Source organism: Curtobacterium sp. MCSS17_015 (assembly GCF_003234265.2).
Classification (GTDB): domain Bacteria; phylum Actinomycetota; class Actinomycetes; order Actinomycetales; family Microbacteriaceae; genus Curtobacterium.
Genome location: NZ_CP126256.1, coordinates 3,061,268 through 3,085,847, shown reverse-complemented (window position 1 = coordinate 3,085,847; position 24,580 = coordinate 3,061,268). Strand labels below are relative to the sequence as shown.

Here is a 24,580-nt window from a genome sequence, read left to right as displayed (position 1 = left end):
GCCAGGACGTGCGAACGCCCCGGATCCCCACGAGGGACCCGGGGCGTCGTCGTCCCGGCGGGCGGCTCAGCCGTGCCGGCGCGAGCGGGCGTACAGCACGATGCCGGCGACGACCGACACGTTGAGCGACTCCACACGGTCGTCGATCGGGACCGAGACCGTCTGCGTGGCGAGGTCCTGCAGGACGTCCGAGGCACCAGTCTTCTCCGCACCGAGCAGCAGTGCGACGTCCTCGTCGAGGGCGCCGAGGGACTCCGGCGACAGTGAGCCGTCCATGTCGACGTCGACGACACGGAGGCCGGATTCGCCGAGCCACCGTGCGACGCGCTCCCGGGTCTCGAGCAGGACCGGCACCGAGAACACGTGCCCGCGGCTGGCGCGGACGACACGGCGGTCGGCGATGGTCGCGAGGTCGCTGTCGACCAGGACGACGCCGCGCGCGCCGAGACCGACCGCGGTCCGGACGATCGCGCCGATGTTGCCGACGATCTTCACGCCGTCGAGGACGAGCACGTCCCCGGCTCCCTCGGCGAGGGCGGAGAACCGGGCGGGGGCGGGGACGGACGCGACACCGAACACCTTCGGGCGCTTCTCGGAGCGGAACACCTTGGTGAGCACGGCCGGGTCCACCAGTCGGACCGGGACTCCGTGCTCACCGCACAGGGCGGTGAGGTCGGCGGGGAACTCGCGGGTCGATTCGCCGTACACCTCGACGAACCGGACGCCGGCGCGGAGTGCTTGCACGAGGGGCTCGGGGTCCTCGACGATCGCGGTGCGGACGGTTCCGCGAGCCGGCTTGGCGAGGTCGGCGAGCCGCTGCACCGCTGGGTCGGACGGGTCGGTGAGCACTTCGTGTTCCGGCATGGGCGAAGGCTAGCAGCGCGTCGGACGCCCGCCGGGGGCTGCGTCACCGCCCCGCGCAGGACGTGCGTCGACCGCCGCGCGGAGGGCGAGCCTCCAGGCTCGGTCAGGGCGGCCGGGGAGGCCCGTGGCGGGCCTCCCGACACGCCGCGCAGAGCGCGACACGCCCGGGTTGCACGGATGCGGGGCCTATGCGAGACTTGTCCGGTTCCGAAATCCCGAGGCGCACGCGCCCGCGGGGTCACTGCTCTGGCAGTGCACAACCCCCTTGTTCAGCAGGGCTGGGTTGGGCCGCAGGCAGCAGAACACGATCGACATCCTCCAGCACCACCGTGCGGCACGACAGTGCAGCGCGATCCGGTGCGCGGGTGACGACATGCCCACGCGGGTGCCCCTGGTACTCGCGCGGTTGACAGGAGAACAGCGGTCATCCCCTGCGGATGGAGCCGGTGGTTCACGCAAACAGCCGGGCACGCGACAGCGGAGCCCCGGCGGCGTCAGGCGGCCTGAGGGTGCGCGGCGCAGAGAGGACAGGAAAACACATGGCGGGACAGAAGATCCGCATCCGGCTCAAGTCGTACGACCACGAGGTCATCGACACGTCGGCCCGGAAGATCGTCGACACGGTGACCCGTGCCGGTGCGACCGTGGTCGGCCCGGTGCCGCTCCCCACCGAGAAGAACGTGATCCCCGTGATCCGTTCCCCTCACAAGTACAAGGACTCGCGCGAGCACTTCGAGAAGCGCACGCACAAGCGGGTCATCGACATCGTCGACCCGACGCCGAAGGCCGTCGACTCGCTCATGCGACTCGACCTCCCGGCGGACGTCAACATCGAGATCAAGCTGTAAGGGGGCTGGAACTCATGGCGAACTCAACCAAGACCGTCAAGGGCCTCCTCGGCAAGAAGCTCGGGATGACCCAGGTGTGGGACGAGAACAACAAGTTCATCCCCGTCACCGTGATCGAGGTCGGCCCGAACGTGGTCACCCAGATCCGCAACGTCGAGCGCGACGGCTACGAGGCGATCCAGATCGCCGCGGGCCAGATCGACCCCCGCAAGGTGAACAAGCCGGCCGCTGGCCACTTCGAGGCCGCCGGGGTCACCCCGCGCCGCACGCTCACCGAGATCCGGACGAACGACTCCGCCGAGTACACGCTCGGCCAGGAGCTCACGGTCGACCTGTTCGAAGCGGGCCAGAAGGTCGACGTCGTCGGCACCAGCAAGGGCAAGGGCTTCGCCGGTGTCATGAAGCGTCACGGCTTCGCCGGTGTCTCCGCCTCGCACGGTTCGCACCGCAACCACCGCAAGCCCGGTTCGATCGGCGCCTCCTCGACCCCGTCGCGTGTCTTCAAGGGCATGCGCATGGCCGGTCGGATGGGTGGCGACCGCGTGACCGTCCTCAACCTCACGGTCCACGCCGTCGACGCCGAGAAGGGTCTGCTGCTCGTCAAGGGCGCCGTCCCCGGTGCTCGTGGCCGTTCCGTCTTCGTCCGCACCGCCGTGAAGGGTAAGTGATCATGGCCACCACGACCGCAACCACGATCGACGTCCTCGACGCGACCGGAGCCGTCGCCGGGAGCATCGAGCTCCCCGCCGAGCTCTTCGACGTCGAGACGAACGTCCCGCTGATCCACCAGGTCGTCACCGCGCAGCTCGCCGCCGCGCGTCAAGGCACCCACAAGACCAAGAACCGTGGCGAAGTCCGCGGTGCCGGTCGCAAGCCGTTCAAGCAGAAGGGCACCGGCCGCTCCCGTCAGGGTTCGGTCCGCGCTCCGGAGCACACCGGCGGTGGCGTCGTCCACGGACCGACCCCGCGTGACTACTCGCAGCGCACCCCGAAGAAGATGATCGCCGCAGCCCTGCTCGGCTCGCTCTCGGACCGTGCCCGCGGTGGCCGCATCTCCGCTGTGGAGGGCTTCGTCGCGGCCGAGCTGCCGTCGACCAAGACCGCCCGCACGCTGCTCGAGAAGGTCGCGCCCGTCAAGCACGTGCTCGTCGTGCTCGAGTCGGGCGACGAGCTCACGCTCAAGAGCGTCCGCAACCTGCCGAACGTCCACGCGCTCTCGTACGGCCAGCTGAACGCCTACGACGTCCTCCGTGCGGACGCCGTCGTCTTCAGCAAGAGCGCCCTCGACGCCTTCATCGCGTCGAAGACCGCGAAGGAGATCACCGCATGAGCGGCTTCAACAAGGACCCGCGCGACATCATCATCTCGCCGGTCGTGTCGGAGAAGAGCTACGGCCTCATCGACCAGGGCAAGTACACGTTCCTCGTGGACCCCCGTGCGAACAAGACCGAGATCAAGCTCGCCATCGAGAAGATCTTCGACGTCAAGGTCGCCGGCATCAACACGCTGAACCGTCCGGGCAAGACCCGCCGGACCAAGTTCGGGATCGGCAAGCGCAAGGACACCAAGCGCGCCATCGTGACGCTCAAGTCCGGTTCGATCGACATCTTCACGGCTGTCGGCTGAGGACCAGAGGGATAAATCATGGCTATTCGTAACTACAAGCCCACGACCCCCGGTCGTCGCGGCTCCTCGGTCGCCGACTTCGCCGAGATCACCCGTTCGACCCCGGAGAAGTCCCTGCTCCGTCCGCTGCCGAAGACCGGTGGCCGGAACAGCTCGGGTCGCATCACGACGCGTCACATCGGTGGTGGCCACAAGCGCCAGTACCGCGTGATCGACTTCCGTCGTGCCGACAAGGACGGTGTCGACGCCAAGGTCGCGCACATCGAGTACGACCCGAACCGCACGGCGCGCATCGCGCTCCTGCACTTCGTGGACGGCACCAAGCGCTACATCATCGCGCCGAACAAGCTCAAGCAGGGCGACGTCGTCGAGACGGGCCCCGGCGCGGACATCAAGCCGGGCAACAACCTGCCGCTGCGCAACATCCCCGTCGGTACCGTGATCCACGCGATCGAGCTCCGCCCGGGTGGCGGCGCGAAGATGGCCCGGTCCGCCGGTGCCTCGGTGCGTCTCGTCGCCAAGGACGGCCCCTACGCGCAGCTCCGTCTGCCGTCGGGCGAGGTCCGCAACGTCGACGCCCGCTGCCGCGCGACGATCGGCGAGGTCGGCAACGCCGAGCAGTCGAACATCAACTGGGGCAAGGCCGGCCGCATGCGCTGGAAGGGCGTCCGCCCGACCGTGCGTGGTGTCGCGATGAACCCGGTCGACCACCCGCACGGTGGTGGTGAGGGCAAGACGTCCGGTGGTCGTCACCCGGTCAGCCCCTGGGGCCAGGCCGAGGGCCGCACGCGCAAGCCCAACAAGCCGAGCGACAAGCTCATCGTCCGTCGCCGTAACGCCGGCAAGAAGCGCAAGTAGGAGTTCCGAAGATGCCACGCAGTCTGAAGAAGGGCCCCTTCGTCGACGAGCACCTGCTCCGCAAGGTCGTCACGCAGAACGAGGCCAACACCAAGAACGTGATCCGTACCTGGTCGCGTCGGTCGATGATCGTCCCGAACATGCTCGGTCACACCATCGCGGTGCACGACGGCCGCAAGCACATCCCGGTGTTCGTCACCGAGTCGATGGTCGGTCACAAGCTCGGCGAGTTCGCGCCGACCCGCACCTTCCGCGGCCACGTGAAGGACGACAAGAAGGGCCGTCGCCGCTAAGGCGGCGACGAAGAGGAGGAACGAAATGGTGGAGTCGATCGCACGCGTGCGACACATCCGCGTCACGCCTCAGAAGGCCCGTCGCGTCATCCAGCTGATCCGCGGCAAGCAGGCCCACGAGGCGCTCGCCATCCTGAAGTTCGCCCCCCAGGGCGCTTCGGAGCCCGTGTACAAGCTGGTCGCCTCGGCGATCGCCAACGCACGTGTCAAGGCGGACTCGACGAACAGCTTCCTCGACGAGCGCGACCTCTACGTGAGCAGCGTCTACGTCGACGAGGGCACGACCCTGAAGCGGTTCCAGCCGCGCGCCCAGGGCCGCGCCTTCCGCATCAACAAGCGCACCAGCCACATCACGGTCGTCCTCGCGACGCCGGATGAGGCCGAGGCCGCCGCGACGAGCAAGAAGGCGAGCAAGTAATGGGCCAGAAGGTCAACCCGTACGGCTTCCGTCTCGGGATCACGACGGACCACATCTCCCACTGGTTCGCCGACAGCACGAAGAAGGGTCAGCGCTACGCCGACTTCGTGGCCGAGGACGTCAAGATCCGTCAGTTCCTGACGAAGACCCTCGACCGCGCGGGCGTCGCCCGCATCGAGCTCGAGCGCACCCGTGACCGCGTCCGCGTGGACATCCACACGGCACGCCCGGGCATCGTCATCGGTCGCCGCGGCGCCGAGGCGGAGCGCATCCGGAGCGAGCTGGAGAAGCTCACCAAGAAGCAGATCCAGCTCAACATCCTCGAGGTCAAGAACCCCGAGACCGAGGCCCAGCTCGTCGCGCAGGGCATCGCCGAGCAGCTCTCCGCTCGTGTCGCGTTCCGTCGCGCCATGCGCAAGGGCCTGCAGGGTGCACAGCGCGCCGGCGCCAAGGGTGTCCGCATCCAGGTGTCGGGCCGCCTCGGTGGCGCCGAGATGTCGCGCTCGGAGTTCTACCGCGAGGGCCGTGTGCCCCTGCACACCCTCCGCGCGAACATCGACTACGGCTTCTACGAGGCCCGGACCACGTTCGGCCGCATCGGCGTGAAGGTCTGGATCTACAAGGGCGACATCACGAACAAGGAGCTCGCTCGCGAGCAGGCGAACCAGCGTTCGTCCCGCCCGGAGCGTCGTGGCGGCGACCGTCGTGGCGGCGGCCCCCGTGGCGACCGCAACGAGCGCGGTGGCGACCGTCGCGAGCAGCAGGCCCCGCAGGACGCGCCGGCCGGCGCAGGAGTTGAGGCGTAACCATGCTTATCCCCCGTCGAGTCAAGCACCGCAAGCAGCACCACCCGAAGCGTTCGGGTCAGGCGACCGGTGGCACCAAGGTCTCCTTCGGTGACTACGGAATCCAGGCGCTCACCCCGGCCTACGTGACCAACCGTCAGATCGAGTCCGCTCGTATCGCCATGACGCGTCACATCAAGCGTGGCGGCAAGGTGTGGATCAACATCTACCCGGACCGCCCGCTCACCAAGAAGCCGGCTGAGACCCGAATGGGTTCCGGTAAGGGTTCCCCCGAGTGGTGGATCGCGAACGTCAAGCCGGGTCGTGTGCTCTTCGAGCTCTCCGGCGTGAGCGACGAGATCGCCCGCGAGGCACTGACCCGTGCAATCCACAAGCTGCCCCTCAAGGCACGCATCATCAAGCGCGAGGAGGGCGACGCATAATGGCGATCGGTTCCAAGGAGCTCCGTCCCACTGAGCTCGACACCTTCGAGAACGAGCGTCTCGCTGACGAGCTGAAGAAGGCCAAGGAGGAGCTGTTCAACCTCCGCTTCCAGTCGGCCACCGGCCAGCTGGAGAGCCACGGCCGTCTCCGTGCCGTCAAGCGCGACATCGCGCGCATCTACACCGTGCTCCGCGAGCGCGAGCTCGGCATCCGTGCCACGCCCGCCCCCGTCGAGACCGCCCCGAAGGCCAAGAAGTCGTCGAAGAAGGCCGAGAAGCCGGCTGAGTCGACCGAGGCCGAGACCGCCGAGGAGAACTGATGGCGACCGAAGAGAAGGACTCCGCAGCCGTCACCCGCGGCTACCGGAAGACCCGTCGTGGCTACGTCACGAGCGACAAGATGGACAAGACGATCGTCGTCGAGGTCGAGGACCGCGTGAAGCACCCCCTCTACGGCAAGGTCATCCGTCGCACGTCGAAGGTCAAGGCCCACGACGAGCTCGGGACCGCCGGCATCGGCGACCTGGTCGTCATCAGCGAGACCCGTCCCCTCAGCGCCACGAAGCGCTGGCGCCTGGTCGAGATCCTCGAGAAGGCCAAGTAGGCCTCGGCCCGCTTCGGAATAGGAGACAGCAGTGATTCAGCAGGAATCCCGCCTGAAGGTCGCCGACAACACGGGTGCCAAGGAGATCTTGACCATCCGCGTTCTCGGTGGCTCGGGTCGTCGCTACGCCGGCCTCGGTGACGTCATCGTCGCCACGGTGAAGGACGCCATCCCCGGCGGCAACGTGAAGAAGGGTGACGTCGTCAAGGCGGTCATCGTTCGCACCAAGAAGGAGACCCGTCGTCCGGACGGCTCCTACATCAAGTTCGACGAGAACGCGGCAGTGATCCTCAAGGCTGACGGCGACCCGCGCGGCACGCGCATCTTCGGTCCGATCGGTCGCGAGCTCCGTGACAAGAAGTTCATGAAGATCATCTCGCTCGCGCCGGAGGTGCTGTAAGCCATGGCGAACATCAAGAAGGGTGACCTGGTCCAGGTCATCACGGGTGCCACGCAGGAGCGTGGCGGCGACCGCGGCAAGCAGGGCAAGGTCATCGAGGTCCGCGGCGACCGCCTGGTCGTCGAGGGCATCAACTTCGTGACCAAGCACGTCCGCGTCGGTCAGACCCAGCGCGGTTCGAAGACCGGCGGCATCGAGCAGCACGAAGCCCCGATCCACGTGTCGAACGTCGCGATCGTCGACCCGAAGACCAAGAAGCCGACCCGCGTCGGTTTCCGCAACGAAGAGGTGGAGAAGGACGGCGTCACCAAGACCGTCCGCGTCCGCTACGCCAAGAAGTCTGGTGAGAAGCTCTGATGACCGACACGACTGCCGCGACTGCTGAGAAAGTTCAGCCGCGCCTCAAGCAGAAGTACCGCAACGAGATCAAGGCGGCGCTGACCGAGCAGTTCGGTTACGCGAACGTCAACCAGGTCCCCGGCCTGGTCAAGGTCGTCGTCAACACCGGTGTCGGTGAGGCCGCGCGCGACTCGAAGATCATCGAGGGCGCCATCAAGGACCTCACGGCGATCACCGGTCAGAAGCCGCAGGTCACGCTGGCCCGCAAGTCCATCGCGCAGTTCAAGCTGCGTGAGGGCCAGGCCATCGGCGCGCACGTCACCCTCCGCGGTGACCGCGCGTGGGAGTTCCTGGACCGCCTGCTGTCGCTGGCACTCCCGCGCATCCGCGACTTCCGCGGCCTGAGCGACCGCCAGTTCGACGGCAACGGCAACTACACCTTCGGTCTCTCGGAGCAGAGCGTGTTCCACGAGATCGACCAGGACCGCATCGACCGCGTGCGTGGGTTCGACATCACCGTCGTGACCACCGCGAAGACGGACGACGAAGGCCGCGCGCTGCTCCGCCAGCTCGGCTTCCCGTTCCGTTCTGCCGAGCAGACGGTCTAAGCTACTCCGGGCGGTGCGGGCCGGAGGAGTTCTCTCCTCCGGCCCGCTCGCACGAAGTCACACCGATCCCGGGGAACCGCCCTGGGATCACATCGATCGTCGAGGTCGGCACTCGTGGAACGGGTGTCGAAACCGGACGAAGGACGGAAAACGCATCATGACGATGACCGATCCGGTCGCAGACATGCTGACCAGATTGCGGAACGCGAACTCGGCGCACCACGACGCCGTCTCGCTTCCGAGCTCCAAGCTCAAGCAGACCATCGCTGACATCCTCAAGCGCGAGGGTTACATCAGCGAGTGGAAGGTCGAGGACGCCCGCGTCGGGCAGACCCTGACCATCGACCTCAAGTACGGCCCCGATCGCGAGCGTTCGATTGCCGGCATCAAGCGCGTCTCGAAGCCGGGCCTCCGCGTCTACGCGAAGTCGACCGAGATCCCCCGGGTCCTCGGTGGCCTCGGCGTGGCGATCCTGTCGACCTCCTCGGGGCTCCTGACCGACCGCGAAGCCGAGCAGAAGGGCGTGGGTGGGGAAGTCCTCGCCTACGTTTGGTGATCGATCATGTCTCGTATCGGACGTCTCCCCATCGACATCCCGGCCGGAGCGACCGTCTCGGTCGACGGCCAGAACGTCGCCGTCAAGGGCCCGAAGGGCGAGCTCACGCTCGTCATCGCTGAGCCCATCCAGGCCAAGGTCGAGGACAACCAGGTCCTCGTCAGCCGCCCGGACGACGAGCGTTCCTCCCGCGCGCTGCACGGCCTGACGCGCTCGCTCATCGCGAACCAGATCATCGGCGTCACCCAGGGCTACTCCAAGGGCCTCGAGGTCGTCGGCACCGGTTACCGCGTGGCGGCCAAGGGCAGCGACCTCGAGTTCGCGCTCGGGTACTCCCACCCGATCACGGTCAACCCGCCGGCCGGCATCAGCTTCGCCGTCGAGGGCAACAACAAGGTCACCGTGAACGGCATCGACAAGCAGCTCGTCGGTGAGGTCGCGGCCAACATCCGCAAGCTGCGCAAGCCCGAGCCCTACAAGGGCAAGGGTGTCCGCTACGCCGGCGAGATCGTGCGCCGCAAGGCCGGAAAGTCAGGTAAGTGATCATGGCCATCGGAACTCGTACTCGAGGCAAGAGCAAGGCGGCTGCCAAGGCGCGTCGCCACAACCGTCTCCGGAAGAAGATCACCGGGACCGAGACCCGTCCCCGTCTCGCCGTCACCCGTTCGTCACGTCACGTGTTCGTGCAGGTCATCGACGACGCCAAGGGTCACACCCTCGCCAGCGCATCGACGATGGAGGCCGACCTCCGCTCGTTCGACGGCGACAAGACCGCCAAGGCCCGTCGCGTCGGCGAGCTCGTCGCCGAGCGTGCGAAGTCGGCTGGCGTCGAGGCCGTGGTCTTCGACCGCGGCGGTAGCAAGTACGCCGGTCGCGTCGCCGCGATCGCCGATGGTGCCCGTGAAGGAGGGCTGAACCTGTGAGCGACATCGCGAACACCAACGACGACGCCGAGGCCACGACCGAGGTCGAGACGACCGACGCCGAGACCACCGAGGCGAAGGCCCCCGCGGCCAAGGAGCCCGACGTCCCGGTCGTCGAGCGTCCCGTCGAGACCGCTGCGGGTTCGGCATCGAACAACCGCGACTCCGTCGACAACCGTGGCCGTCGTGGTGGCGGCAGCGGTGGCGGGCGTGACCGTCAGCAGGGTGGCCGTGGCGGCAACGACCGCAACGGTCGCGGCGGCGACAGCCAGTTCCTCGAGCGCGTCGTCACCATCAACCGCGTCTCCAAGGTCGTCAAGGGTGGTCGTCGCTTCAGCTTCACCGCCCTCGTCGTCGTCGGTGACGGCAACGGTCTGGTGGGCGTCGGCTACGGCAAGGCCCGCGAGGTCCCGACCGCCATCTCGAAGGGCGTCGAGGAGGCGAAGAAGAACTTCTTCCGCGTCCCCCGCGTCGGCAACACGATCCCGCACCCGGTGCAGGGTGAGGCCGCCGCTGGCGTCGTCCTCCTGCGTCCGGCCGCTGCCGGTACCGGTGTCATCGCCGGTGGTCCGGTCCGCGCCGTGCTCGAGTGCGCCGGCATCCACGACGTCCTGAGCAAGTCGCTCGGTTCGTCGAACACCATCAACATCGTGCACGCGACCGTGACGGCGCTCAAGCAGCTCGAAGAGCCGCGTGCCGTCGCCAGCCGTCGTGGTCTGCCCGTCGACCACGTCGTCCCGGCCCGTCTGCTGCACGCCGAGGCGGCCGCACGTACGGCTGCGAACGAGAAGGCAGGTGCGTGATGGCGATGCTGAAGATCACGCAGACGAAGTCCGTCATCAGCGAGAAGCAGTACCAGCGCGACACGCTCCGCAGCCTGGGTCTCAAGCGCATCGGCCGTACGGTCCTGCGTGAGGACAACTCCCAGAACCGCGGGTACATCGCGACGGTTGCGCACCTCGTGAAGGTCGAGGAGGTCGACGCATGAGCGACGAGAAGAACGAGCGCGTCCAGATCCTGAAGGTCCACCACCTTCGTCCGGCAGCGGGGTCCAAGAAGGACCGCACCCGCGTCGGTCGTGGTGAGGGTTCGAAGGGCAAGACCGCCGGCCGTGGCACCAAGGGTCAGAAGGCCCGGTACCAGGTCAAGGTCGGCTTCGAGGGTGGGCAGATGCCGCTGCACATGCGCACCCCGAAGCTCCGCGGGTTCAAGAACCCGTTCCGCGTCGAGTACCAGCCCGTGAACCTGGACAAGATCGCGGAGCTCTACCCGAACGGTGGCGACGTCACCGTCGCGGACCTGGTCGCCAAGGGCGCCGTCCGCAAGAACGAGAAGGTCAAGGTTCTCGGTCAGGGTGACATCAGCGTGGCGATCACGGTCACGGTCGACAAGGTCTCGGCTTCGGCCGAGGAGAAGATCGTGGCGGCGGGCGGCACCGTCACCAAGTAGTCCCCGTCGGCGGCGGCCCGCGCATTGCGCGCGGGCCGCCGTTACGGTTTCCTTGATGGCAGGTCCGGAACACGGCGTCGTTCGACGTGCGTGCCGGGCCACGGGGTCGGCGCTTCCGGCCACGGGCGACCTCGCCCGGCTCGACCGGTCAACCGGTCACAGAAGTTCGGAGTAACTCGTGTTCAGAGCGGTCGCGCGCATCATGCGCACCCCAGATCTTCGGAAGAAGATCGGCTTCACCCTCGCGATCATCGCGCTGTTCCGCCTCGGCTCGTACATCCCGGCACCGTTCGTGGACTACGCCAGCGTGCAGGCCTGCCTGGCGTCCGCGTCGTCCTCCGGCGGCCTGTACGACCTGATCAACCTGTTCTCCGGCGGCGCGCTCCTGAAGCTCTCGGTCTTCGCGCTCGGGATCATGCCGTACATCACGTCGTCGATCATCGTGCAGCTCCTGCGCGTGGTGATCCCGCACTTCGACTCCCTCTACAAGGAGGGCCAGTCCGGTCAGGCGAAGCTGACGCAGTACACGCGTTACCTCACCATCGCGCTGGGCGTGCTGCAGTCCACCACCCTGATCACGGTCGCCCGCTCTGGTGCCCTCTTCGGCACGAGCGCATCGGCGTCCTGCACGTCGATCATCTCGAACGACAGCTGGTACGCCATCCTCCTGATGGTCATCACACTGACCGCCGGCACCGGCCTCATCATGTGGATGGGCGAGCTCGTGACCGAGCGCGGCATCGGCAACGGCATGTCGCTGCTCATCTTCACGTCGATCGCCGCCCAGTTCCCGTCGGCGCTCTGGGCCATCGAGCAGTCGCAGTCCTTCGAGCTCTTCCTCTTCGTCATCCTGGTCGGCCTGGTCATCATGATGGCCGTCGTGTTCGTCGAGCAGTCGCAGCGGCGGATCCCGGTCCAGTACGCCAAGCGCATGGTCGGGCGCCGCACGTACGGCGGCAACAACACGTACATCCCGATCAAGGTGAACATGGCCGGCGTCGTGCCCGTCATCTTCGCGTCGTCGCTGCTGTACCTGCCGGCGCTGATCGCCCAGTTCAACCAGCCCTCGGACGGCAGCGCGCCGGCCCCGTGGGTGACCTGGATCCAGAGCAACCTGACCTCGGGCGACAACTGGTTCTACATGGTCCTGTACTTCCTGCTCATCGTCGGCTTCACGTACTTCTACGTCGCGATCACCTTCAACCCCGAAGAGGTCGCCGACAACATGAAGAAGTACGGCGGGTTCATCCCGGGCATCCGTGCCGGACGTCCGACCGCTGAGTACCTCGACTACGTCCTCACCCGGGTGACGTTGCCCGGTGCGCTCTACCTCGGTCTCATCGCGCTCATCCCGCTCGCAGCACTGGCGCTGTTCGGGGCGAACCAGAACTTCCCGTTCGGCGGTGCCAGCATCCTGATCATCGTGGGTGTCGGCCTCGAGACGGTGAAGCAGATCGACTCGCAGCTGCAGCAACGTCACTACGAAGGGCTTCTCCGTTGAGCGCACGCCTCATCATCGTCGGACCTCCCGGAGCCGGGAAGGGCACGCAGGCCGGACGGATCGCGTCCACCTTCTCGATCCCCGCCATCTCCACCGGCGACATCTTCCGGAAGAACGTGGCCGAGGGGACGCCGCTCGGACAGCGTGCCAAGGCGCTCATGGACGCCGGCGAGTACGTGCCGGACGACCTGACGAACGAACTCGTCCGGGACCGCCTGGCCGAGTCCGACGCGGAGCACGGCTTCCTGCTCGACGGGTACCCCCGGACCGTGGCCCAGGTGGAGTACCTGGACGGCCTCCTGGCTGAGCAGGGAGACGCCCTCGACGTCGTCGTCCAGCTCGTCGCCGACCAGGACGCCCTCGTCGACCGGCTGCTCCAGCGGGCGCAGGAGCAGGGCCGCGCAGACGACACCGAGGAGACGATCCGTCGTCGGCAGCAGGTCTACCAGGAGCAGACCGCGCCGATCGTCGCCGTGTACCAGGAGCGTGGCCTCGTGGTCGACGTGGACGCGCTCGGCGGCGTGGACGAGGTCGGCGATCGCATCGCCGACGCCCTGACCGCGCGCGGCCTCCCCGCCGCCGTCTGACCGAGGTCGACCCGGTGCGACGGCGGAAGCCCTCGATCTACAAGACGCCGGAGGAACTGCGCGCCATGGTGCGCCCGGGCCTCCTCACGGCGCAGGCCCTCGACGCCGTCCGCGCGGCGATCCGTCCCGGGGTGACCACCGGCGAGCTCGACGCCATCGCGGAGCGCACCATCCGTGACGGCGGGGGCGTCCCGAACTTCCAGCTCGTGCCCGGTTACCGCCACACGCTCTGCGTCTCGGTGAACGACGAGATCGTGCACGGGATCCCCGGGGAGCGGGTGCTGCAGGCCGGGGACATCGTGTCGGTCGACGCGGGAGCCGAGGTCGACGGGTGGAACGGCGACAGCGCGTTCACGGTCGTCGTGCCCGGTGGCGACCCCGCGGTGACGGACGCCCGGCAGAAGCTCTGTGACACCACCGAGCGTGCGCTGTGGCACGGCGTCGCGGCGCTCGCGCTCGCGAAGAACCTGCACGAGGTCGGGGCGGCCGTCGAGGACGCCATCGACGAGACCGGTGCGTGGGGCATCGTCGAGGACTACACGGGTCACGGCATCGGGCGCTCGATGCACGAGGAGCCGCCCGTGTTCAACCACCGCGTCCGTGGCGCCGGCCCCGCCGTGCAGCCCGGTCTCGCGGTCGCCATCGAGCCGATGGTCACGGCCGGCACGATCGACAGTTCGACGGACGCCGACGAGTGGACGGTGCGGACGCTCGACGGGTCCGACGCAGCCCACTGGGAGCACAGCGTCGCGGTGCACGCCGACGGGATCTGGGTGCTGACGGCCGCCGACGGTGGCGCAGCGGCGCTCGCGCCCCTGGGAGTGACCCCGGTCCCGGTGCCGTAGGGCGAGCGCCGCCGCCGCCGGCGGGGGAGAAGTGCTCGTGCCGTGCGGGCTGGCACCGGTGTCGGTCCGGTGTGCCGAGCCTCCAGTCCGCCCGGGCCGCTCCAGCTGCCGCTCCAGCTGCCGGTCCCGGTTTCGGTCCTCGGTCCCCTGGCCCGTTCGCGGTCCCGGTCCCGGAGTCGGTGACGGGAGGCCCCTCAGCAGGTCGCAGGGTGCCGTGCGTCTCGTGGCGCAGGCTCGCCTCGGCAGGCTCCCGCCGACGACCGGCAGGTCCGTGCCGGCCGCCGCCGCATCCGGCGCGCGGTCGGTGTCGTCAGTTGCCGACGGAGCAGGTCTCCTCCGCCGCGCTCTGCCCCGTGATCGAGGAGGGCAGCGGTGTCGCCGACGGGCTGCTCGTGGTGGTCGTCTGCCCGCCCGGTGTCTCCGAGGGGCTCGTCGACGGACTCGCGGTGTCCGCCGGGGCCGTGGTGTCGGACGGCGCCGGCGTGGCGGACGGAGCGGTGCTCTCGGCGTCCGACGACTCCTGGGACGCCCGCCCCGTCGACGAGTCGCTGAGGGTCGTCCGCTCGTCGGTCTGCAGGGCCACGTTCAACGTGTGGGCGTTCGCCTCGTCGACGATGACCCGCGCGGTGTCGGCCGGGTCGTCGATGACGGGGTACTGCACGAACAGCATGCTCGAGGTGCTCATGCCGCGCAGGGTCGACGCGAGTCCGACCAGGGTGCGCGTCTGGGCGAGCCCGTCCGAGAGCGCCATGTTGGAGAGCGCGGCGCCGGCGAGCTTGTAGAGCGTGATCGGGTTCGAGAGTGTGCCGTCCGCGGTCACCTGGCGGAGGAGGGCCGAGAGGAACACCTGCTGCGAGCTGATGCGCGCGAGGTCGCTGCCGTCGCCGACGCCGTGGCGCGAGCGCAGGAACGCGAGGGCGTCCGAGCCCCGCAGCGAGTGTGCGCCCGCGGTCAGGTGGAGGCCGGTGAACGTGTCGTCGATCGGGGTCGCGACGCACACGTCGACACCGCCGAGTGCGTTCGACATCTCGATGACCCCGTCGAAGGTGATGAGTCCGGCGTACGGGACGGTGAGGCCGGTGAGGTTCTCGACGGTGTCGACCACGCAGGACACCCCGCCGTTGCCGAGCGCGGTGTTGAACTGCGCGGACTCGGCGGCGGGGTAGGTGGTGCCGGTCTCGGGGTTCGTGCACGCAGGGATGGGCACCATGAGGTCACGGGGGAAGCTGACCGCGGTGAGCTGCTGGTGGTCCTCCGACACGTGCACGAGCATCGTGACGTCGTTGCGGGCGCCTTCGACGTCCTCCTCGGAGTCGAACTGGCCGACGCGGGTGTCGCTGCCGATGAGCAGGATGTTCGCGCCGCCCTCGATGGCGGTGACGTCGGCGGTCTCCGCCGTGCTCTGGTCATCGGTGCTGAGCTGCACCGTCCGGGGTGCCGCGGCCAGCTGCGCGCCGGCGATCGCGGCCACGCTCGTGCCGCTGACGAGGAGCACCGCGGCGGCGGAGGCGACGACGGACAACAGGGTCGTCCAGCCGCGGCGGCGGGGGAGTCGGCCGTGGCGTGCGACGGGGCGCTCGCGGCCGGTGGCGTCGGGCACGGTGGTTCTCCTTCGGTGACTGCTCCCGTCACCGTACGGCTCCGGGCTCTGCTGCGGCACCGCTGCGACCGTGGGATCGCTGTCGAACAGCGCATCTGCGCACCGGTCCGGGACGCCCGTCCCCTGTACTGGGGTGGCCGCGCCGCTCCGAGTGGAGCCAGCACTTGGCAATCCGCGGTCTACCACATAAGATCGATCTTTGGTGTGCCATGCCCTCTGGCGTGGCGCCCGACCCGCAGACCGGCTCGGGGATCACACCGGTAATCCAACCAAGCGACAGTGAGGCTATGGCCAAGAAAGACGGCGTCATCGAGATCGAGGGCTCGGTGCTCGAAGCTCTGCCCAACGCGATGTTCCGCGTTGAGCTGACCAACGGACACAAGGTCCTCGCGCACATCTCCGGGAAGATGCGCCAGCACTACATCCGCATCCTCCCCGAGGACCGCGTGATCGTGGAGCTGAGCCCGTACGACCTGACCCGCGGCCGGATCGTCTACCGCTACAAGTGATCCGCGAGCTGGAAAGGAACGGCCCGGCGAACCCGCCGAGCACGAAGCCAGCGAGCACGAGGAACGAACAATGAAGGTCAACCCCAGCGTCAAGCCCATCTGCGAGCACTGCCGAGTGATCCGCCGGAAGGGCCGCGTCATGGTGATCTGCAAGAGCAACCCGCGTCACAAGCAGCGTCAGGGCTAGTCCCTCCCGCGTGACCGGGGCCGCCAGTCGGAGACTGCCAGCGGCTCGAGCACGACCCACAACTGAAGATCGACAACGCAGTACCAGAACCCATCCGCTCCGGCGGGCGGGGGACACCTCGGGACGGAGGCCCGGGCACCGGTACTGCGCCACACCTCCATCGACAACAGGAGCAGCCAGCACAATGGCACGTCTAGCAGGCGTCGACATCCCGCGCGAGAAGCGCGTGGAGATCGCACTCACCTACATCTACGGGGTCGGCCGTACCCGCGCCGTCCAGACGCTCGCGGAGACCGGCATCTCCGGCGACATCCGCGTCAAGGACCTCACCGACGACCAGCTCGTCGCCCTCCGCGACTACATCGAGGGCACCTTCAAGGTGGAGGGTGACCTCCGCCGTGAGGTCGCCGCCGACATCCGCCGCAAGGTCGAGATCGGTAGCTACGAGGGTCTCCGCCACCGTCGTGGTCTCCCGGTGCGCGGTCAGCGCACCAAGACCAACGCTCGTACCCGCAAGGGCCCGAAGCGCACCGTGGCAGGCAAGAAGAAGGCTCGATAGGAGATCACGATGGCTACCCCCAAGACCGCCGCGCGCAAGCCGCGCCGCAAGGAGAAGAAGAACGTCGCCGTGGGCCAGGCCCACATCAAGAGCACGTTCAACAACACCATCGTCAGCATCACCGACCCGTCGGGTGCCGTCCTGAGCTGGGCGTCCTCGGGCGCCGTCGGCTTCAAGGGCTCGCGCAAGTCGACGCCGTTCGCGGCGCAGCTCGCTGCCGAGTCGGCTGCCCGTCAGGCCGCCGAGCACGGCGTCAAGAAGGTCGACGTCTTCGTCAAGGGCCCGGGCTCGGGTCGCGAGACGGCGATCCGCTCCCTCCAGGCCGCTGGCCTCGAGGTCGGCTCGATCAACGACGTCACGCCGCAGGCGCACAACGGGTGCCGCCCGCCGAAGCGCCGCCGCGTCTGACGCGAGGAGCAACCGGCCGTTCCCCGCTCGTTCCCTGACCGGGACGAGCGGGGTCGGCCATTCCTGGTCGTTCGATCGCGCACTCCTGTGCGCGTGATCACAACTGAAACAGACCCGTCGGGGCCCGGCCGGCCCCGTCGTACCGCCAAGTGTCATATAGCGGACACTTCGCCGAAAGGAATTCCACAGTGCTCATTGCACAGCGCCCCACCCTGAACGAGGAGTCGATCTCCGAGTTCCGCTCGCGCTTCGTCATCGAACCGCTCGAGCCGGGCTTCGGCTACACCCTCGGCAACTCGCTGCGCCGCACGCTCCTCTCGTCCATCCCCGGTGCTGCCGTCACGAGCATCCGCATCGACGGTGTCCTCCACGAGTTCAGCACCGTTCCCGGTGTCAAGGAGGACGTCACCGAGATCATCCTGAACATCAAGAGCCTGGTCGTCTCGAGCGAGCACGACGAGCCGATCACCGCGTACCTGCGCAAGCAGGGTGCCGGGCAGGTCACCGCGGCGGACATCTCCGCCCCGGCCGGTGTCGAGATCCACAACCCGGACCTCGTCATCGCGACCCTGAACGACTCCGCGCGCTTCGAGCTGGAGCTGACGATCGAGCGTGGCCGCGGCTACGTCTCGGCGACCCAGAACCGCTCGGAGTTCAGCGAGGCCGGTCAGATCCCGATCGACTCGATCTACTCGCCCGTGCTCAAGGTCACCTACCGCGTCGAGGCGACGCGTGCCGGTGAGCGCACGGACTTCGACCGCCTGGTCGTCGACGTCGAGTCGAAGCCCGCGATCACGCCGCGTGACGCCATCGCGTCGGCCGGTCGCACGCTGGTCGAGCTGTTCGGGCTCGCCCGCGAGCTCAACACGGCGGCCGAGGGCATCGAGATCGGCCCCGCGCCGGTCGACGCCGTGCTCTCGAACGAGCTGCAGACCCCGATCGAGGACCTCGACCTGTCGGTGCGCAGCTACAACTGCCTCAAGCGGGAGGGCATCAACACGGTGTCCGAGCTCGTCGCCCTGTCGGAGACGCAGCTCATGAACATCCGCAACTTCGGTCAGAAGTCGGTGGACGAGGTCAAGGACAAGCTCACCGAGCTCGGCCTGTCCCTCAAGGACACCGTCCCCGGATTCGACGGTGCCCACTTCTACAGCGGGTACGACGAGGACGAGTCCAGCAACTGACCTCGCGCTGACGCGCACGCGCTCCTGACACGGGGCGCACCACCATCACCACTGGAGAACTGACATGCCGAAGCCCACCAAGGGCCCCCGCCTCGGTGGCGGTCCCGCACACGAGCGCCTGCTCCTGAGCAACCTCGCCAACGCCCTCTTCACGCACGGTCGCATCACGACGACCGAGACGAAGGCCAAGCGCCTCCGTCCGGTCGCCGAGCGCCTCATCACGTTCGCGAAGCGCGGCGACCTGCACGCGCGTCGTCGCGTGATCGCGGCCCTGCGCGACAAGACCGTCGTGCACACGCTGTTCACGGAGATCGCGCCGCAGGTGGCGGACCGCCAGGGCGGTTACACCCGCATCACGAAGCTCGGCTTCCGCAAGGGCGACAACGCGCCGCTCGCCTCGATCGAGCTCGTCCTCGAGCCCGTCTCGAGCACGCCGGCCCCCCTCACGCGCAACGCGGCCCCCGCCGCGGCTGCGCCGGTCGCCGAGGACACCACGTCCGACGAGACCACGGCCGCCCCGGTCGAGGAGACCGAGACCACCGAGGAGTCGACCCCGGTCGCCGACGAGACCACGACCGACGCTGCCGCAGAGGTCGAGGCCGACGCCGCCGCGAAGTCGGACGACGCCGCGGACGAGTCCAAGTAGTCACACCGCAGGTCAGGAGGGCCCCCGCAGCGTTCGCTGCGGGGGCCCTCCTGCTTCGGGCCGGACACCGTCCACCGGACGCGATGTGCCCGGGAGGCCCGGTACGCGCCCGTCACGGATCGTGACGGCCGACGAGACGAGAGCACCGATGCAGTTCCAGCACGTCGCCGGTGTCGGCACCCGCCTGTGGCGGTGGAGCCGGAACTCCGGCACGCAGCCCCGACTGCTGCACGCCGCGAAGGCAGCAGCGGCGGCGACGCTCGCGTGGGTCGTCGCGCAGAACGTGCCGGGCGTGGCCGCCGAGTACCCCTACTACGCTCCCCTCGGCGCCGTGGTCGCGATGCAGACGACGGTGTTCGCCGGGCTCCGGAGCGGGCTGCAGACCCTCGTCGGCATCGCCCTCGGCATCGCCGTCGCCGCCTTCACGATGTGGGTCGGCGACCCCGGGGTCCTGGCGGTGGCGATCACGGTCGGCGTGGGCGTGCTGGTCGGCGGGTTCCGCATCCTCGGCGAGGGCAGTTCCTGGGTCTCGACCGCGGCGCTCTTCGTCCTGCTCGTCGGCGGCGCCCACGCCGAGGGCTACTCACTCGCGTACCTCGTGCAGATGGCCGTCGGCGTGGTGGTCGGGCTGCTCGTGAACTTCCTCGTGTTCCCGCCCCTGCACTTCTGGGATGCCGAGCGGCGCATCGACCAGGTGAACAGCGTGCTGGCCGTGCACCTGGACGGCCTCGCGGACGTGCTCGAGCAGGGCGGGCGGGACGAGCGGGCGTGGGACCAGGCGCAGGACCGCCTGGACCGGGCGATCGCCGACGTCCGGAGCCGGGTCTCGATCGCGCAGGAGAGCCGTCGCGTCAACCCCAGGGGCGCGCTGCGGGGATCCCGTGCTCGGCTCCAGCGCGACGGAGCCCGCTTCCGCGCACTGGAGCGGGTCGCCTGGTACACGACGGACCTCACCGAACTCGTGGCCCGGTCCGGTCCGGTCTCGTCGAACCTCGGCCGGCCGGACGAGGCGTTCACGACACCGCTCGTGCGGGCGATCCGGCAGGTCGCCGCGATGGTCCGCGGTGACCACCCGCCGGACGAGGGGGACCGGGCGATCTCCGAACTCGAACACGCGCTGGACGCCTCCCGCGAGAAGCCGTCGGACGTCGCCGTGACGTCGACGGCCCTGGTGGCGCTCCGCGGGATCGTGGAGTCGGAGCGGCGGGCGACCCATGACGCCGACACCGAGACCGGCCCGGCGGAGCCGCCGCGGCCCACGAGCCTCCACGACCGGCTCGCCCGACGGCGAGGGCACCGACCCGGGCGTGGCGGTCCGTCGGACTGATCGTCCGCGCCGAGGGCCCGCCGTCTGCGGGGCGTGGACCGGCCGAGGGCGCGGACATCGGTACCGTGGAGGTGTGAGCGAGACCGGCCGGACCGAGGGCGAGGCCGGCGTGCGGCTGCGGCTCGACATCGCCTACGACGGAGCCGCGTTCTCCGGGTGGGCCCGACAGCCGGGCCTCCGCACCGTGCAGGGCGCGCTCGAGGCCGCCCTCGCCACCGTCTTCGGCCGGTGGGGCGAACCGCCGCAGCTGACGGTCGCCGGCCGCACCGACGCCGGCGTGCACGCCACCGGACAGGTCGCACACCTCGACCTCAGCCCGGACCAGTGGGCCGCCCTGACGAGGCCGAAGCGCCCCAGCGCCGACGGCACCGTCCGCGACCCCTTCGCCGGGCTCGTCCGACGAATCAACGGACTCGCTGGCCCCGACGGCGACGTCGTGGTCTCCCGCGCCTCCGTCGCGCCCGCCGGGTTCGACGCGCGGTTCTCCCCGGTGTGGCGGCGGTACCGGTACCGGGTGGCCGATCTCGACGCGCCGCGCGACCCACTCCGACGAGGGCACACGACCTGGTACCCGGGGCGTCTCGACCAGGCGGCCATGGAGCGCGGTGCGCTCCGCCTGCTCGGGCTGCACGACTTCGCGGCGTTCTGCAAGCCGCGCGAGGGCGCGACCACCATCCGGACGCTGCAGGAGTTCCGCTGGGACCGCGAGCCGGACGGCGTGCTGGTGGCGAGCCTCCAGGCCGACGCGTTCTGCCACTCGATGGTGCGTGCGATGGTGGGCGGCACGCTCGCCGTCGGCGAGGGCCGCCTGACGCCGGACCAGCTCGACGACCTGCGGATCGCGGAGGAGCGGACGAGCGCGTTCACGGTGGCACCGGCCCGCGGACTCACCCTCACCGAGGTCGGGTACCCGGACGACGACGCCCTGGAGGCGCGTGCCGAGCAGACGCGCGCGCGTCGCGACGCCGAGGGGCACCGGCCCGGCGACCTCCAGGCCGACCTCGGGCGGTAGCGTCGGGGGATGGCTCCTCGCACTCCCCGCTCCGTCGTCTCCGTCGCACCCGGTGTGGTCTTCGTCGAGGGGCCGGTCTCGAACTGGGTCGTCCTGGCGGAGGAGGACGGCGTCGCCCTCATCGACGCCGGGTACCCGGCCGACACCGACCTCGTGCTCGACAGCGTGCTGCTCGCCGGGCACGACCTCGACGACCTCCGCCGCGTCTACGTGACCCACGGACACGTCGACCACGTCGGGGGCCTGCCCGGGATCCTCGAGCGCCACCCGCACGTCGAGGTCCTCGCACACGCCGACGAACTCGCCAACGTCCGTGGACCGGGGCGCCAGCAGGTCACCCCCGCGGAGATCGGCGGACGGCTCGCCGCTCCCCGGGTGCTGCGGTGGCTCGGGCGGGCGATCGCCTCGGACGCGCTCCGGCCGACCACCGTGCCGTCCGCCCGGGCGTTCACCGCGCGGGACTTCGACGGCCGTGCGATGACCCCGCTGCCCGCGCCCGGACACACCGCCGGGTCCACCGCGTACCTGCTGCCGGCCGCCGACGCGATCGTCACGGGCGACGCCGTCGTCACCCACCACGACACCCAACCGGCCTCGTGGGCGCCCCGGCCGCGGATGATCACGCCGTTCTTCACGGCGGACCAGGCGCTCGCCGTGGAGTCGGCAGGTGTGCTGCCGTACCCGGCGATCGTGTTGCCCGGCCACGGGCCGGCGGTGCACCGGGTCGGGTCGGAGTGGGTTCCGATCGAGGCGTGAGGGCCATGAAATACTGGTACTTGTACTCTGTATTCTAGTTGTGCCACGATCTCCTCGACGGCAACCTGGCCGTCGAGAGGAGAGGGGTCACATGAACAGAGCACGCACCGCTGGGATCGTCGGGGCTGTCGTCGTCGGAGCGATGCTGAGTCCGGTCGGTGTGACCGCAGCCTCCGCCGTACCGCTGACGAGTGTCACTGTCAGGGGAGCGTCGACGCCGACGGTGCCGTCCGGTGGGGTCGCCCCGTCGGTGACCACTGGACCGTCCACGCTGTCTCACACCGGCGCCTCCACGGACGGGGTGCCGATCAGGCCGATCGTCGACTGGCTCAAGCGCAACGCGTCGTCCGTCATCCCTGCGCTCAAGAACGCGCTCCGCAGTGGCTTCAACGCTTTCAAGAACTGGTGGAACGGCCTCGCCAGCTGGATCCGGACCGGGATCAGCGCGCTGGCGCAGATGAGCCTTCAAGAGCTCTTCAGCCAGCTCTGGCACCACTTCTTCGGATGAACGATGCAGCACGACCGCAGCGAACCGGGCGGTGAGTGAAACGTGCCAGTGATGGAGCTCGCGAACATCGTCGTGCGGGGCCGAGGCAGGCCTCGGCTGGACGACATCACGCTCAGATTCGAACGCGCGCAGGTGTACGGCCTGATCGGGCCGAACGGTGCTGGGAAGTCGTCCCTGCTCAGGGTCATCACCGGGCTGCTGCCGACGGACGGGGGCCACATGTCTGGTCTGCCGTGGCAGCAGGGGCGAGCCGTGGGGGCGGTATTCGGTGATTCGGGTGTCCATCCCGGGCGGACGGTCCGGGAGACGCTCTGGCTGCGCGCGAGGTACGTCGACGCGGACAGTGCGCAGGTGACCGCTGCCGCCCGGCGAACCGGTCTCGACAACGTCATGAGCCGCCGAGTCGGAGCGCTCTCGCTCGGGATGCGGATGCGGCTTGCCATCGGGGTCGCCCTGTTGGGTGAGCCATCTCTCGTCGTGTTGGACGAACCGACGAACGGACTCGATCCGAACGGCATCACCTGGGTGCGCGGTGTCGTATCCGACCTCAGGAGCGCGGGCGCCACAGTCCTGGTGTCGAGCCACCTGCTCGCCGAGCTCGAACCGATGATCGACACCGCGATCGTCATGAGTCGAGGGCGGGTCGCCCGCATCCACGACCACGACTTCCGGAGCGCCGAGCGATGCGTGATCGCGGTGGATCGACCGAGTGCGCTGATGGCGGCGCTGCAGGACGAGGGCGTGCCTGTGACGCCGGGAGCGTCGGGCCTCCTCGTCGAGGCCGCGCCCGATGCGGCCGTCCGGTTCGCCGTGGAGGTCGGCGTCCGAGTCATGGCGGTGTCCCCGCGTCACGGCACGCTCGAGGCGCTGTACGAGGCGACGTCGTCAGCAGAACACGAAGCGGAGGCATCATGACGAGTCGGTGTTGCAGACTGATCGGGTTGGAACTCCGTAAGCGGTTCGACACACGCGGTTCCACGACCGGATACGGGTTCCTCGCTCTCATCGTGATGCTGTGTGGTGCGCTCAGCGTCTCCGTGGTGACCCGGGCTGACTCATTCGCGGCGAGTGAGGTCGTCGTCACCACTGGCCTCGCAGCAGCGCTCGCCTCGTCGATCGTCGGAGCGGTTGTCGGTGTGGGCGATGCCGGACGGGGCGGTGAAGGTGATGTGCTCCTCGGTGGGCATTCCCGTGACGCGGCGTTCTTCGCGCGTGGTGCGGCGTGCATCGTGGTGATCGCCGCGCTCGTGCTCTTCACCGCAGTCGTCGCCGCTGCGAGCGCCGGCGTGGCCGTCCTCCTGGGTGGAAACCTCCGATCCGGTGTCCCGCTCGGAGCGGTTGGTCAGGTCGCGGGCCTGTCGTTGTCGTCTGCAGCGGCTGGCTTCGGGATCGGGTCGGCCTGCCGTTCGTTGACACTCAGCGTGGTGACGGTCGTCCTCGTCCTGCTCGTGGTGGACGCCCTGCTCGGCTTCCTCGGGGACTGGAGCGTCTTCATCCGCTTCAGCACTGTCCAGAGCGCGTCCACCGGAACGACAGCGTTCCTTCCCACCGTCACCTCGACGCTGCTGTGGATCGCTCTGCCACTTCTCGTCGGGTGGGTTCGCACCAAGCGAGCATCAGCATGATGAAGCGTCCGGGAGGTTCGTGGTCGCTCAGGCGATCAGCCGTCATGGTCCTCGCCGTCATCACGACGCTGGCGCTGTTGGTGGCAGGGGTGGAGGACCAGAGCCTGCCGGTACGGGGTGTCGCCTCGGTGACGGCCGCAGGAGCGGGGGGCGTTTCGATCGTCCTCGCTCGGTCGCGCGGGAACCTCGTCGGCTGGTACCTCATCGCTGTCGGCGTCGTCATCATCCGCGTCCTCGCCGGAGCGTGACCGGATCCCGGAACGGGCGGTCGACCCTCGTCCGGGGGGAAGGTTCACCCGCTCGTAACCTGTG

Annotated in this window: 38 protein-coding genes; 36 read left to right on the top strand and 2 right to left on the bottom strand. The window is 69.0% G+C overall.

Features of this window, described 5'->3' with window-relative positions; translation table 11 throughout:
- Positions 1-66 precede the first annotated feature (66 nt).
- Complete coding sequence (locus DEJ18_RS14780; RefSeq protein WP_111210000.1) at positions 67-864, bottom strand: TrmH family RNA methyltransferase; 798 nt, start codon at positions 862-864, stop codon at positions 67-69.
- 539 nt (positions 865-1,403) lie between these two features.
- On the opposite strand from DEJ18_RS14780, the gene rpsJ reads away from it, so the two are divergent.
- From rpsJ to map, 23 genes are all read left to right on the top strand, one after another.
- Entirely contained in the window at positions 1,404-1,712 is a 309-nt protein-coding gene (gene rpsJ / locus DEJ18_RS14775; RefSeq protein ID WP_110824248.1) for a 30S ribosomal protein S10, read from the top strand.
- 14 nt (positions 1,713-1,726) lie between these two features.
- Positions 1,727-2,380 (top strand): 50S ribosomal protein L3, encoded by a 654-nt coding sequence (gene rplC, locus DEJ18_RS14770; RefSeq protein ID WP_111079984.1) that lies wholly within the window; start codon positions 1,727-1,729, stop codon positions 2,378-2,380.
- Between the two features lie 2 nt (positions 2,381-2,382).
- Positions 2,383-3,042, top strand: a complete 660-nt coding sequence (rplD, locus tag DEJ18_RS14765; protein WP_111210001.1) for a 50S ribosomal protein L4 — start codon at positions 2,383-2,385, stop codon at positions 3,040-3,042.
- The gene (gene rplW / locus DEJ18_RS14760) at positions 3,039-3,338 is read left to right on the top strand and encodes a 50S ribosomal protein L23 (RefSeq protein ID WP_110824245.1); all 300 of its coding nucleotides are present in this window, start codon (positions 3,039-3,041) and stop codon (positions 3,336-3,338) included. The genes rplD and rplW overlap by 4 nt, the downstream gene beginning before the upstream one ends.
- Before the next feature lie 18 nt (positions 3,339-3,356).
- Positions 3,357-4,196 carry a 50S ribosomal protein L2 gene (gene rplB, locus DEJ18_RS14755; RefSeq protein ID WP_110824244.1) on the top strand — a complete coding sequence of 280 codons (840 nt, stop codon included), beginning with the start codon at positions 3,357-3,359 and terminating at the stop codon, positions 4,194-4,196.
- A gap of 11 nt (positions 4,197-4,207) precedes the next feature.
- Positions 4,208-4,489 carry a 30S ribosomal protein S19 gene (gene rpsS / locus DEJ18_RS14750; RefSeq protein WP_017885529.1) on the top strand — a complete coding sequence of 94 codons (282 nt, stop codon included), beginning with the start codon at positions 4,208-4,210 and terminating at the stop codon, positions 4,487-4,489.
- Between the two features lie 25 nt (positions 4,490-4,514).
- Positions 4,515-4,907, top strand: a complete 393-nt coding sequence (gene rplV / locus DEJ18_RS14745) for a 50S ribosomal protein L22 (protein ID WP_110824243.1) — start codon at positions 4,515-4,517, stop codon at positions 4,905-4,907.
- Complete coding sequence (gene rpsC, locus DEJ18_RS14740; protein WP_110824242.1) at positions 4,907-5,713, top strand: 30S ribosomal protein S3; 807 nt, start codon at positions 4,907-4,909, stop codon at positions 5,711-5,713. Before rplV ends, rpsC begins: the two co-directional genes overlap by 1 nt.
- Before the next feature lie 2 nt (positions 5,714-5,715).
- The gene (gene rplP / locus DEJ18_RS14735) at positions 5,716-6,135 is read left to right on the top strand and encodes a 50S ribosomal protein L16 (RefSeq protein WP_110824241.1); all 420 of its coding nucleotides are present in this window, start codon (positions 5,716-5,718) and stop codon (positions 6,133-6,135) included.
- The gene (gene rpmC, locus DEJ18_RS14730) at positions 6,135-6,455 is read left to right on the top strand and encodes a 50S ribosomal protein L29 (protein WP_110824240.1); all 321 of its coding nucleotides are present in this window, start codon (positions 6,135-6,137) and stop codon (positions 6,453-6,455) included. The genes rplP and rpmC overlap by 1 nt, the downstream gene beginning before the upstream one ends.
- Positions 6,455-6,739: a 30S ribosomal protein S17 gene (gene rpsQ, locus DEJ18_RS14725; RefSeq protein WP_111079983.1), complete on the top strand. Its 285-nt coding sequence runs from the start codon at positions 6,455-6,457 to the stop codon at positions 6,737-6,739. The genes rpmC and rpsQ overlap by 1 nt, the downstream gene beginning before the upstream one ends.
- A gap of 31 nt (positions 6,740-6,770) precedes the next feature.
- The gene (gene rplN, locus DEJ18_RS14720) at positions 6,771-7,139 is read left to right on the top strand and encodes a 50S ribosomal protein L14 (protein WP_110824238.1); all 369 of its coding nucleotides are present in this window, start codon (positions 6,771-6,773) and stop codon (positions 7,137-7,139) included.
- A gap of 3 nt (positions 7,140-7,142) precedes the next feature.
- On the top strand, positions 7,143-7,496 hold the full coding sequence (gene rplX, locus DEJ18_RS14715; protein WP_111073933.1) for a 50S ribosomal protein L24: 354 nt from the start codon (positions 7,143-7,145) through the stop codon (positions 7,494-7,496).
- A complete protein-coding gene (rplE, locus tag DEJ18_RS14710; protein WP_110824236.1) occupies positions 7,496-8,086 on the top strand; it encodes a 50S ribosomal protein L5 in 591 nt (196 codons plus the stop codon). The genes rplX and rplE overlap by 1 nt, the downstream gene beginning before the upstream one ends.
- Before the next feature lie 157 nt (positions 8,087-8,243).
- Entirely contained in the window at positions 8,244-8,642 is a 399-nt protein-coding gene (rpsH, locus tag DEJ18_RS14705) for a 30S ribosomal protein S8 (protein ID WP_110824235.1), read from the top strand.
- A 6-nt stretch (positions 8,643-8,648) separates the two neighbouring features.
- Complete coding sequence (gene rplF / locus DEJ18_RS14700; RefSeq protein ID WP_111050814.1) at positions 8,649-9,185, top strand: 50S ribosomal protein L6; 537 nt, start codon at positions 8,649-8,651, stop codon at positions 9,183-9,185.
- A 2-nt stretch (positions 9,186-9,187) separates the two neighbouring features.
- Complete coding sequence (gene rplR / locus DEJ18_RS14695; protein ID WP_110824233.1) at positions 9,188-9,565, top strand: 50S ribosomal protein L18; 378 nt, start codon at positions 9,188-9,190, stop codon at positions 9,563-9,565.
- Positions 9,562-10,368: a 30S ribosomal protein S5 gene (rpsE, locus tag DEJ18_RS14690; protein ID WP_111079982.1), complete on the top strand. Its 807-nt coding sequence runs from the start codon at positions 9,562-9,564 to the stop codon at positions 10,366-10,368. Before rplR ends, rpsE begins: the two co-directional genes overlap by 4 nt.
- The gene (gene rpmD / locus DEJ18_RS14685) at positions 10,368-10,553 is read left to right on the top strand and encodes a 50S ribosomal protein L30 (protein WP_082517835.1); all 186 of its coding nucleotides are present in this window, start codon (positions 10,368-10,370) and stop codon (positions 10,551-10,553) included. Before rpsE ends, rpmD begins: the two co-directional genes overlap by 1 nt.
- A complete protein-coding gene (rplO, locus tag DEJ18_RS14680; RefSeq protein WP_110824232.1) occupies positions 10,550-11,014 on the top strand; it encodes a 50S ribosomal protein L15 in 465 nt (154 codons plus the stop codon). The genes rpmD and rplO overlap by 4 nt, the downstream gene beginning before the upstream one ends.
- 178 nt (positions 11,015-11,192) lie before the next feature.
- Complete coding sequence (gene secY, locus DEJ18_RS14675; protein ID WP_110824231.1) at positions 11,193-12,515, top strand: preprotein translocase subunit SecY; 1,323 nt, start codon at positions 11,193-11,195, stop codon at positions 12,513-12,515.
- Complete coding sequence (locus tag DEJ18_RS14670) at positions 12,512-13,102, top strand: adenylate kinase (protein WP_111210002.1); 591 nt, start codon at positions 12,512-12,514, stop codon at positions 13,100-13,102. Before secY ends, DEJ18_RS14670 begins: the two co-directional genes overlap by 4 nt.
- 65 nt (positions 13,103-13,167) lie before the next feature.
- A complete protein-coding gene (gene map / locus DEJ18_RS14665; RefSeq protein ID WP_111210138.1) occupies positions 13,168-13,947 on the top strand; it encodes a type I methionyl aminopeptidase in 780 nt (259 codons plus the stop codon).
- Between the two features lie 310 nt (positions 13,948-14,257).
- On the opposite strand, the gene DEJ18_RS14660 is transcribed toward map, so the two are convergent.
- Positions 14,258-15,547: an LCP family protein gene (locus DEJ18_RS14660; RefSeq protein ID WP_111210003.1), complete on the bottom strand. Its 1,290-nt coding sequence runs from the start codon at positions 15,545-15,547 to the stop codon at positions 14,258-14,260.
- A 287-nt stretch (positions 15,548-15,834) separates the two neighbouring features.
- Between DEJ18_RS14660 and infA the strand changes: the two genes are divergently transcribed.
- From infA to DEJ18_RS14595, 13 genes are all read left to right on the top strand, one after another.
- Positions 15,835-16,056, top strand: a complete 222-nt coding sequence (infA, locus tag DEJ18_RS14655; RefSeq protein ID WP_017885509.1) for a translation initiation factor IF-1 — start codon at positions 15,835-15,837, stop codon at positions 16,054-16,056.
- A 70-nt stretch (positions 16,057-16,126) separates the two neighbouring features.
- Positions 16,127-16,243: a 50S ribosomal protein L36 gene (gene rpmJ, locus DEJ18_RS14650; protein ID WP_022903266.1), complete on the top strand. Its 117-nt coding sequence runs from the start codon at positions 16,127-16,129 to the stop codon at positions 16,241-16,243.
- 184 nt (positions 16,244-16,427) lie between these two features.
- Positions 16,428-16,802 (top strand): 30S ribosomal protein S13, encoded by a 375-nt coding sequence (gene rpsM / locus DEJ18_RS14645; protein ID WP_110824228.1) that lies wholly within the window; start codon positions 16,428-16,430, stop codon positions 16,800-16,802.
- 9 nt (positions 16,803-16,811) lie between these two features.
- On the top strand, positions 16,812-17,210 hold the full coding sequence (gene rpsK / locus DEJ18_RS14640) for a 30S ribosomal protein S11 (RefSeq protein ID WP_110824227.1): 399 nt from the start codon (positions 16,812-16,814) through the stop codon (positions 17,208-17,210).
- A 188-nt stretch (positions 17,211-17,398) separates the two neighbouring features.
- The gene (locus DEJ18_RS14635; RefSeq protein ID WP_110824226.1) at positions 17,399-18,394 is read left to right on the top strand and encodes a DNA-directed RNA polymerase subunit alpha; all 996 of its coding nucleotides are present in this window, start codon (positions 17,399-17,401) and stop codon (positions 18,392-18,394) included.
- A gap of 64 nt (positions 18,395-18,458) precedes the next feature.
- A complete protein-coding gene (gene rplQ, locus DEJ18_RS14630; protein ID WP_111210004.1) occupies positions 18,459-19,040 on the top strand; it encodes a 50S ribosomal protein L17 in 582 nt (193 codons plus the stop codon).
- A 148-nt stretch (positions 19,041-19,188) separates the two neighbouring features.
- On the top strand, positions 19,189-20,367 hold the full coding sequence (locus DEJ18_RS14625; protein WP_111210005.1) for an FUSC family protein: 1,179 nt from the start codon (positions 19,189-19,191) through the stop codon (positions 20,365-20,367).
- Between the two features lie 73 nt (positions 20,368-20,440).
- Entirely contained in the window at positions 20,441-21,379 is a 939-nt protein-coding gene (locus DEJ18_RS14620; RefSeq protein ID WP_258376872.1) for a tRNA pseudouridine synthase A, read from the top strand.
- 9 nt (positions 21,380-21,388) lie between these two features.
- A complete protein-coding gene (locus DEJ18_RS14615; protein ID WP_111210006.1) occupies positions 21,389-22,135 on the top strand; it encodes an MBL fold metallo-hydrolase in 747 nt (248 codons plus the stop codon).
- A gap of 301 nt (positions 22,136-22,436) precedes the next feature.
- Positions 22,437-22,643 (top strand): hypothetical protein, encoded by a 207-nt coding sequence (locus DEJ18_RS14610; protein WP_111210007.1) that lies wholly within the window; start codon positions 22,437-22,439, stop codon positions 22,641-22,643.
- Positions 22,644-22,694: 51 nt separating this feature from the next.
- A complete protein-coding gene (locus tag DEJ18_RS14605) occupies positions 22,695-23,558 on the top strand; it encodes an ABC transporter ATP-binding protein (RefSeq protein ID WP_111210008.1) in 864 nt (287 codons plus the stop codon).
- A gap of 26 nt (positions 23,559-23,584) precedes the next feature.
- Complete coding sequence (locus DEJ18_RS14600; RefSeq protein WP_111210009.1) at positions 23,585-24,268, top strand: hypothetical protein; 684 nt, start codon at positions 23,585-23,587, stop codon at positions 24,266-24,268.
- Positions 24,269-24,312: 44 nt separating this feature from the next.
- Positions 24,313-24,516 (top strand): hypothetical protein, encoded by a 204-nt coding sequence (locus DEJ18_RS14595; protein WP_111210010.1) that lies wholly within the window; start codon positions 24,313-24,315, stop codon positions 24,514-24,516.
- Positions 24,517-24,580: the final 64 nt, after the last annotated feature.

What these genes read in the sequence shown, in the direction of transcription:
- rpsC (WP_110824242.1), top strand. Translation starts at nt 4,907, where the DNA reads ATGGGCCAGAAGGTCAACCCGTACGGCTTCCGTCTCGGGATCACGACG.
- rpsM (WP_110824228.1), top strand. Translation starts at nt 16,428, where the DNA reads ATGGCACGTCTAGCAGGCGTCGACATCCCGCGCGAGAAGCGCGTGGAG.
- rplB (WP_110824244.1), top strand. Translation starts at nt 3,357, where the DNA reads ATGGCTATTCGTAACTACAAGCCCACGACCCCCGGTCGTCGCGGCTCC.
- rplR (WP_110824233.1), top strand. Translation starts at nt 9,188, where the DNA reads ATGGCCATCGGAACTCGTACTCGAGGCAAGAGCAAGGCGGCTGCCAAG.
- rpsJ (WP_110824248.1), top strand. Translation starts at nt 1,404, where the DNA reads ATGGCGGGACAGAAGATCCGCATCCGGCTCAAGTCGTACGACCACGAG.
- rpmD (WP_082517835.1), top strand. Translation starts at nt 10,368, where the DNA reads ATGGCGATGCTGAAGATCACGCAGACGAAGTCCGTCATCAGCGAGAAG.
- rplX (WP_111073933.1), top strand. Translation starts at nt 7,143, where the DNA reads ATGGCGAACATCAAGAAGGGTGACCTGGTCCAGGTCATCACGGGTGCC.
- DEJ18_RS14780 (WP_111210000.1), bottom strand. Translation starts at nt 864, where the DNA reads ATGCCGGAACACGAAGTGCTCACCGACCCGTCCGACCCAGCGGTGCAG.
- rplQ (WP_111210004.1), top strand. Translation starts at nt 18,459, where the DNA reads ATGCCGAAGCCCACCAAGGGCCCCCGCCTCGGTGGCGGTCCCGCACAC.
- rplO (WP_110824232.1), top strand. Translation starts at nt 10,550, where the DNA reads ATGAGCGACGAGAAGAACGAGCGCGTCCAGATCCTGAAGGTCCACCAC.
- rplF (WP_111050814.1), top strand. Translation starts at nt 8,649, where the DNA reads ATGTCTCGTATCGGACGTCTCCCCATCGACATCCCGGCCGGAGCGACC.
- rpmJ (WP_022903266.1), top strand. Translation starts at nt 16,127, where the DNA reads ATGAAGGTCAACCCCAGCGTCAAGCCCATCTGCGAGCACTGCCGAGTG.
- rplV (WP_110824243.1), top strand. Translation starts at nt 4,515, where the DNA reads ATGGTGGAGTCGATCGCACGCGTGCGACACATCCGCGTCACGCCTCAG.
- rpmC (WP_110824240.1), top strand. Translation starts at nt 6,135, where the DNA reads ATGGCGATCGGTTCCAAGGAGCTCCGTCCCACTGAGCTCGACACCTTC.
- rpsK (WP_110824227.1), top strand. Translation starts at nt 16,812, where the DNA reads ATGGCTACCCCCAAGACCGCCGCGCGCAAGCCGCGCCGCAAGGAGAAG.
- infA (WP_017885509.1), top strand. Translation starts at nt 15,835, where the DNA reads ATGGCCAAGAAAGACGGCGTCATCGAGATCGAGGGCTCGGTGCTCGAA.
- rpsQ (WP_111079983.1), top strand. Translation starts at nt 6,455, where the DNA reads ATGGCGACCGAAGAGAAGGACTCCGCAGCCGTCACCCGCGGCTACCGG.
- DEJ18_RS14625 (WP_111210005.1), top strand. Translation starts at nt 19,189, where the DNA reads ATGCAGTTCCAGCACGTCGCCGGTGTCGGCACCCGCCTGTGGCGGTGG.
- rplC (WP_111079984.1), top strand. Translation starts at nt 1,727, where the DNA reads ATGGCGAACTCAACCAAGACCGTCAAGGGCCTCCTCGGCAAGAAGCTC.
- rpsH (WP_110824235.1), top strand. Translation starts at nt 8,244, where the DNA reads ATGACGATGACCGATCCGGTCGCAGACATGCTGACCAGATTGCGGAAC.
- DEJ18_RS14615 (WP_111210006.1), top strand. Translation starts at nt 21,389, where the DNA reads ATGGCTCCTCGCACTCCCCGCTCCGTCGTCTCCGTCGCACCCGGTGTG.
- rpsS (WP_017885529.1), top strand. Translation starts at nt 4,208, where the DNA reads ATGCCACGCAGTCTGAAGAAGGGCCCCTTCGTCGACGAGCACCTGCTC.
- map (WP_111210138.1), top strand. Translation starts at nt 13,168, where the DNA reads ATGGTGCGCCCGGGCCTCCTCACGGCGCAGGCCCTCGACGCCGTCCGC.
- rplD (WP_111210001.1), top strand. Translation starts at nt 2,383, where the DNA reads ATGGCCACCACGACCGCAACCACGATCGACGTCCTCGACGCGACCGGA.
- rplP (WP_110824241.1), top strand. Translation starts at nt 5,716, where the DNA reads ATGCTTATCCCCCGTCGAGTCAAGCACCGCAAGCAGCACCACCCGAAG.
- rplW (WP_110824245.1), top strand. Translation starts at nt 3,039, where the DNA reads ATGAGCGGCTTCAACAAGGACCCGCGCGACATCATCATCTCGCCGGTC.
- rplE (WP_110824236.1), top strand. Translation starts at nt 7,496, where the DNA reads ATGACCGACACGACTGCCGCGACTGCTGAGAAAGTTCAGCCGCGCCTC.
- DEJ18_RS14605 (WP_111210008.1), top strand. Translation starts at nt 22,695, where the DNA reads ATGGAGCTCGCGAACATCGTCGTGCGGGGCCGAGGCAGGCCTCGGCTG.
- DEJ18_RS14595 (WP_111210010.1), top strand. Translation starts at nt 24,313, where the DNA reads ATGGTCCTCGCCGTCATCACGACGCTGGCGCTGTTGGTGGCAGGGGTG.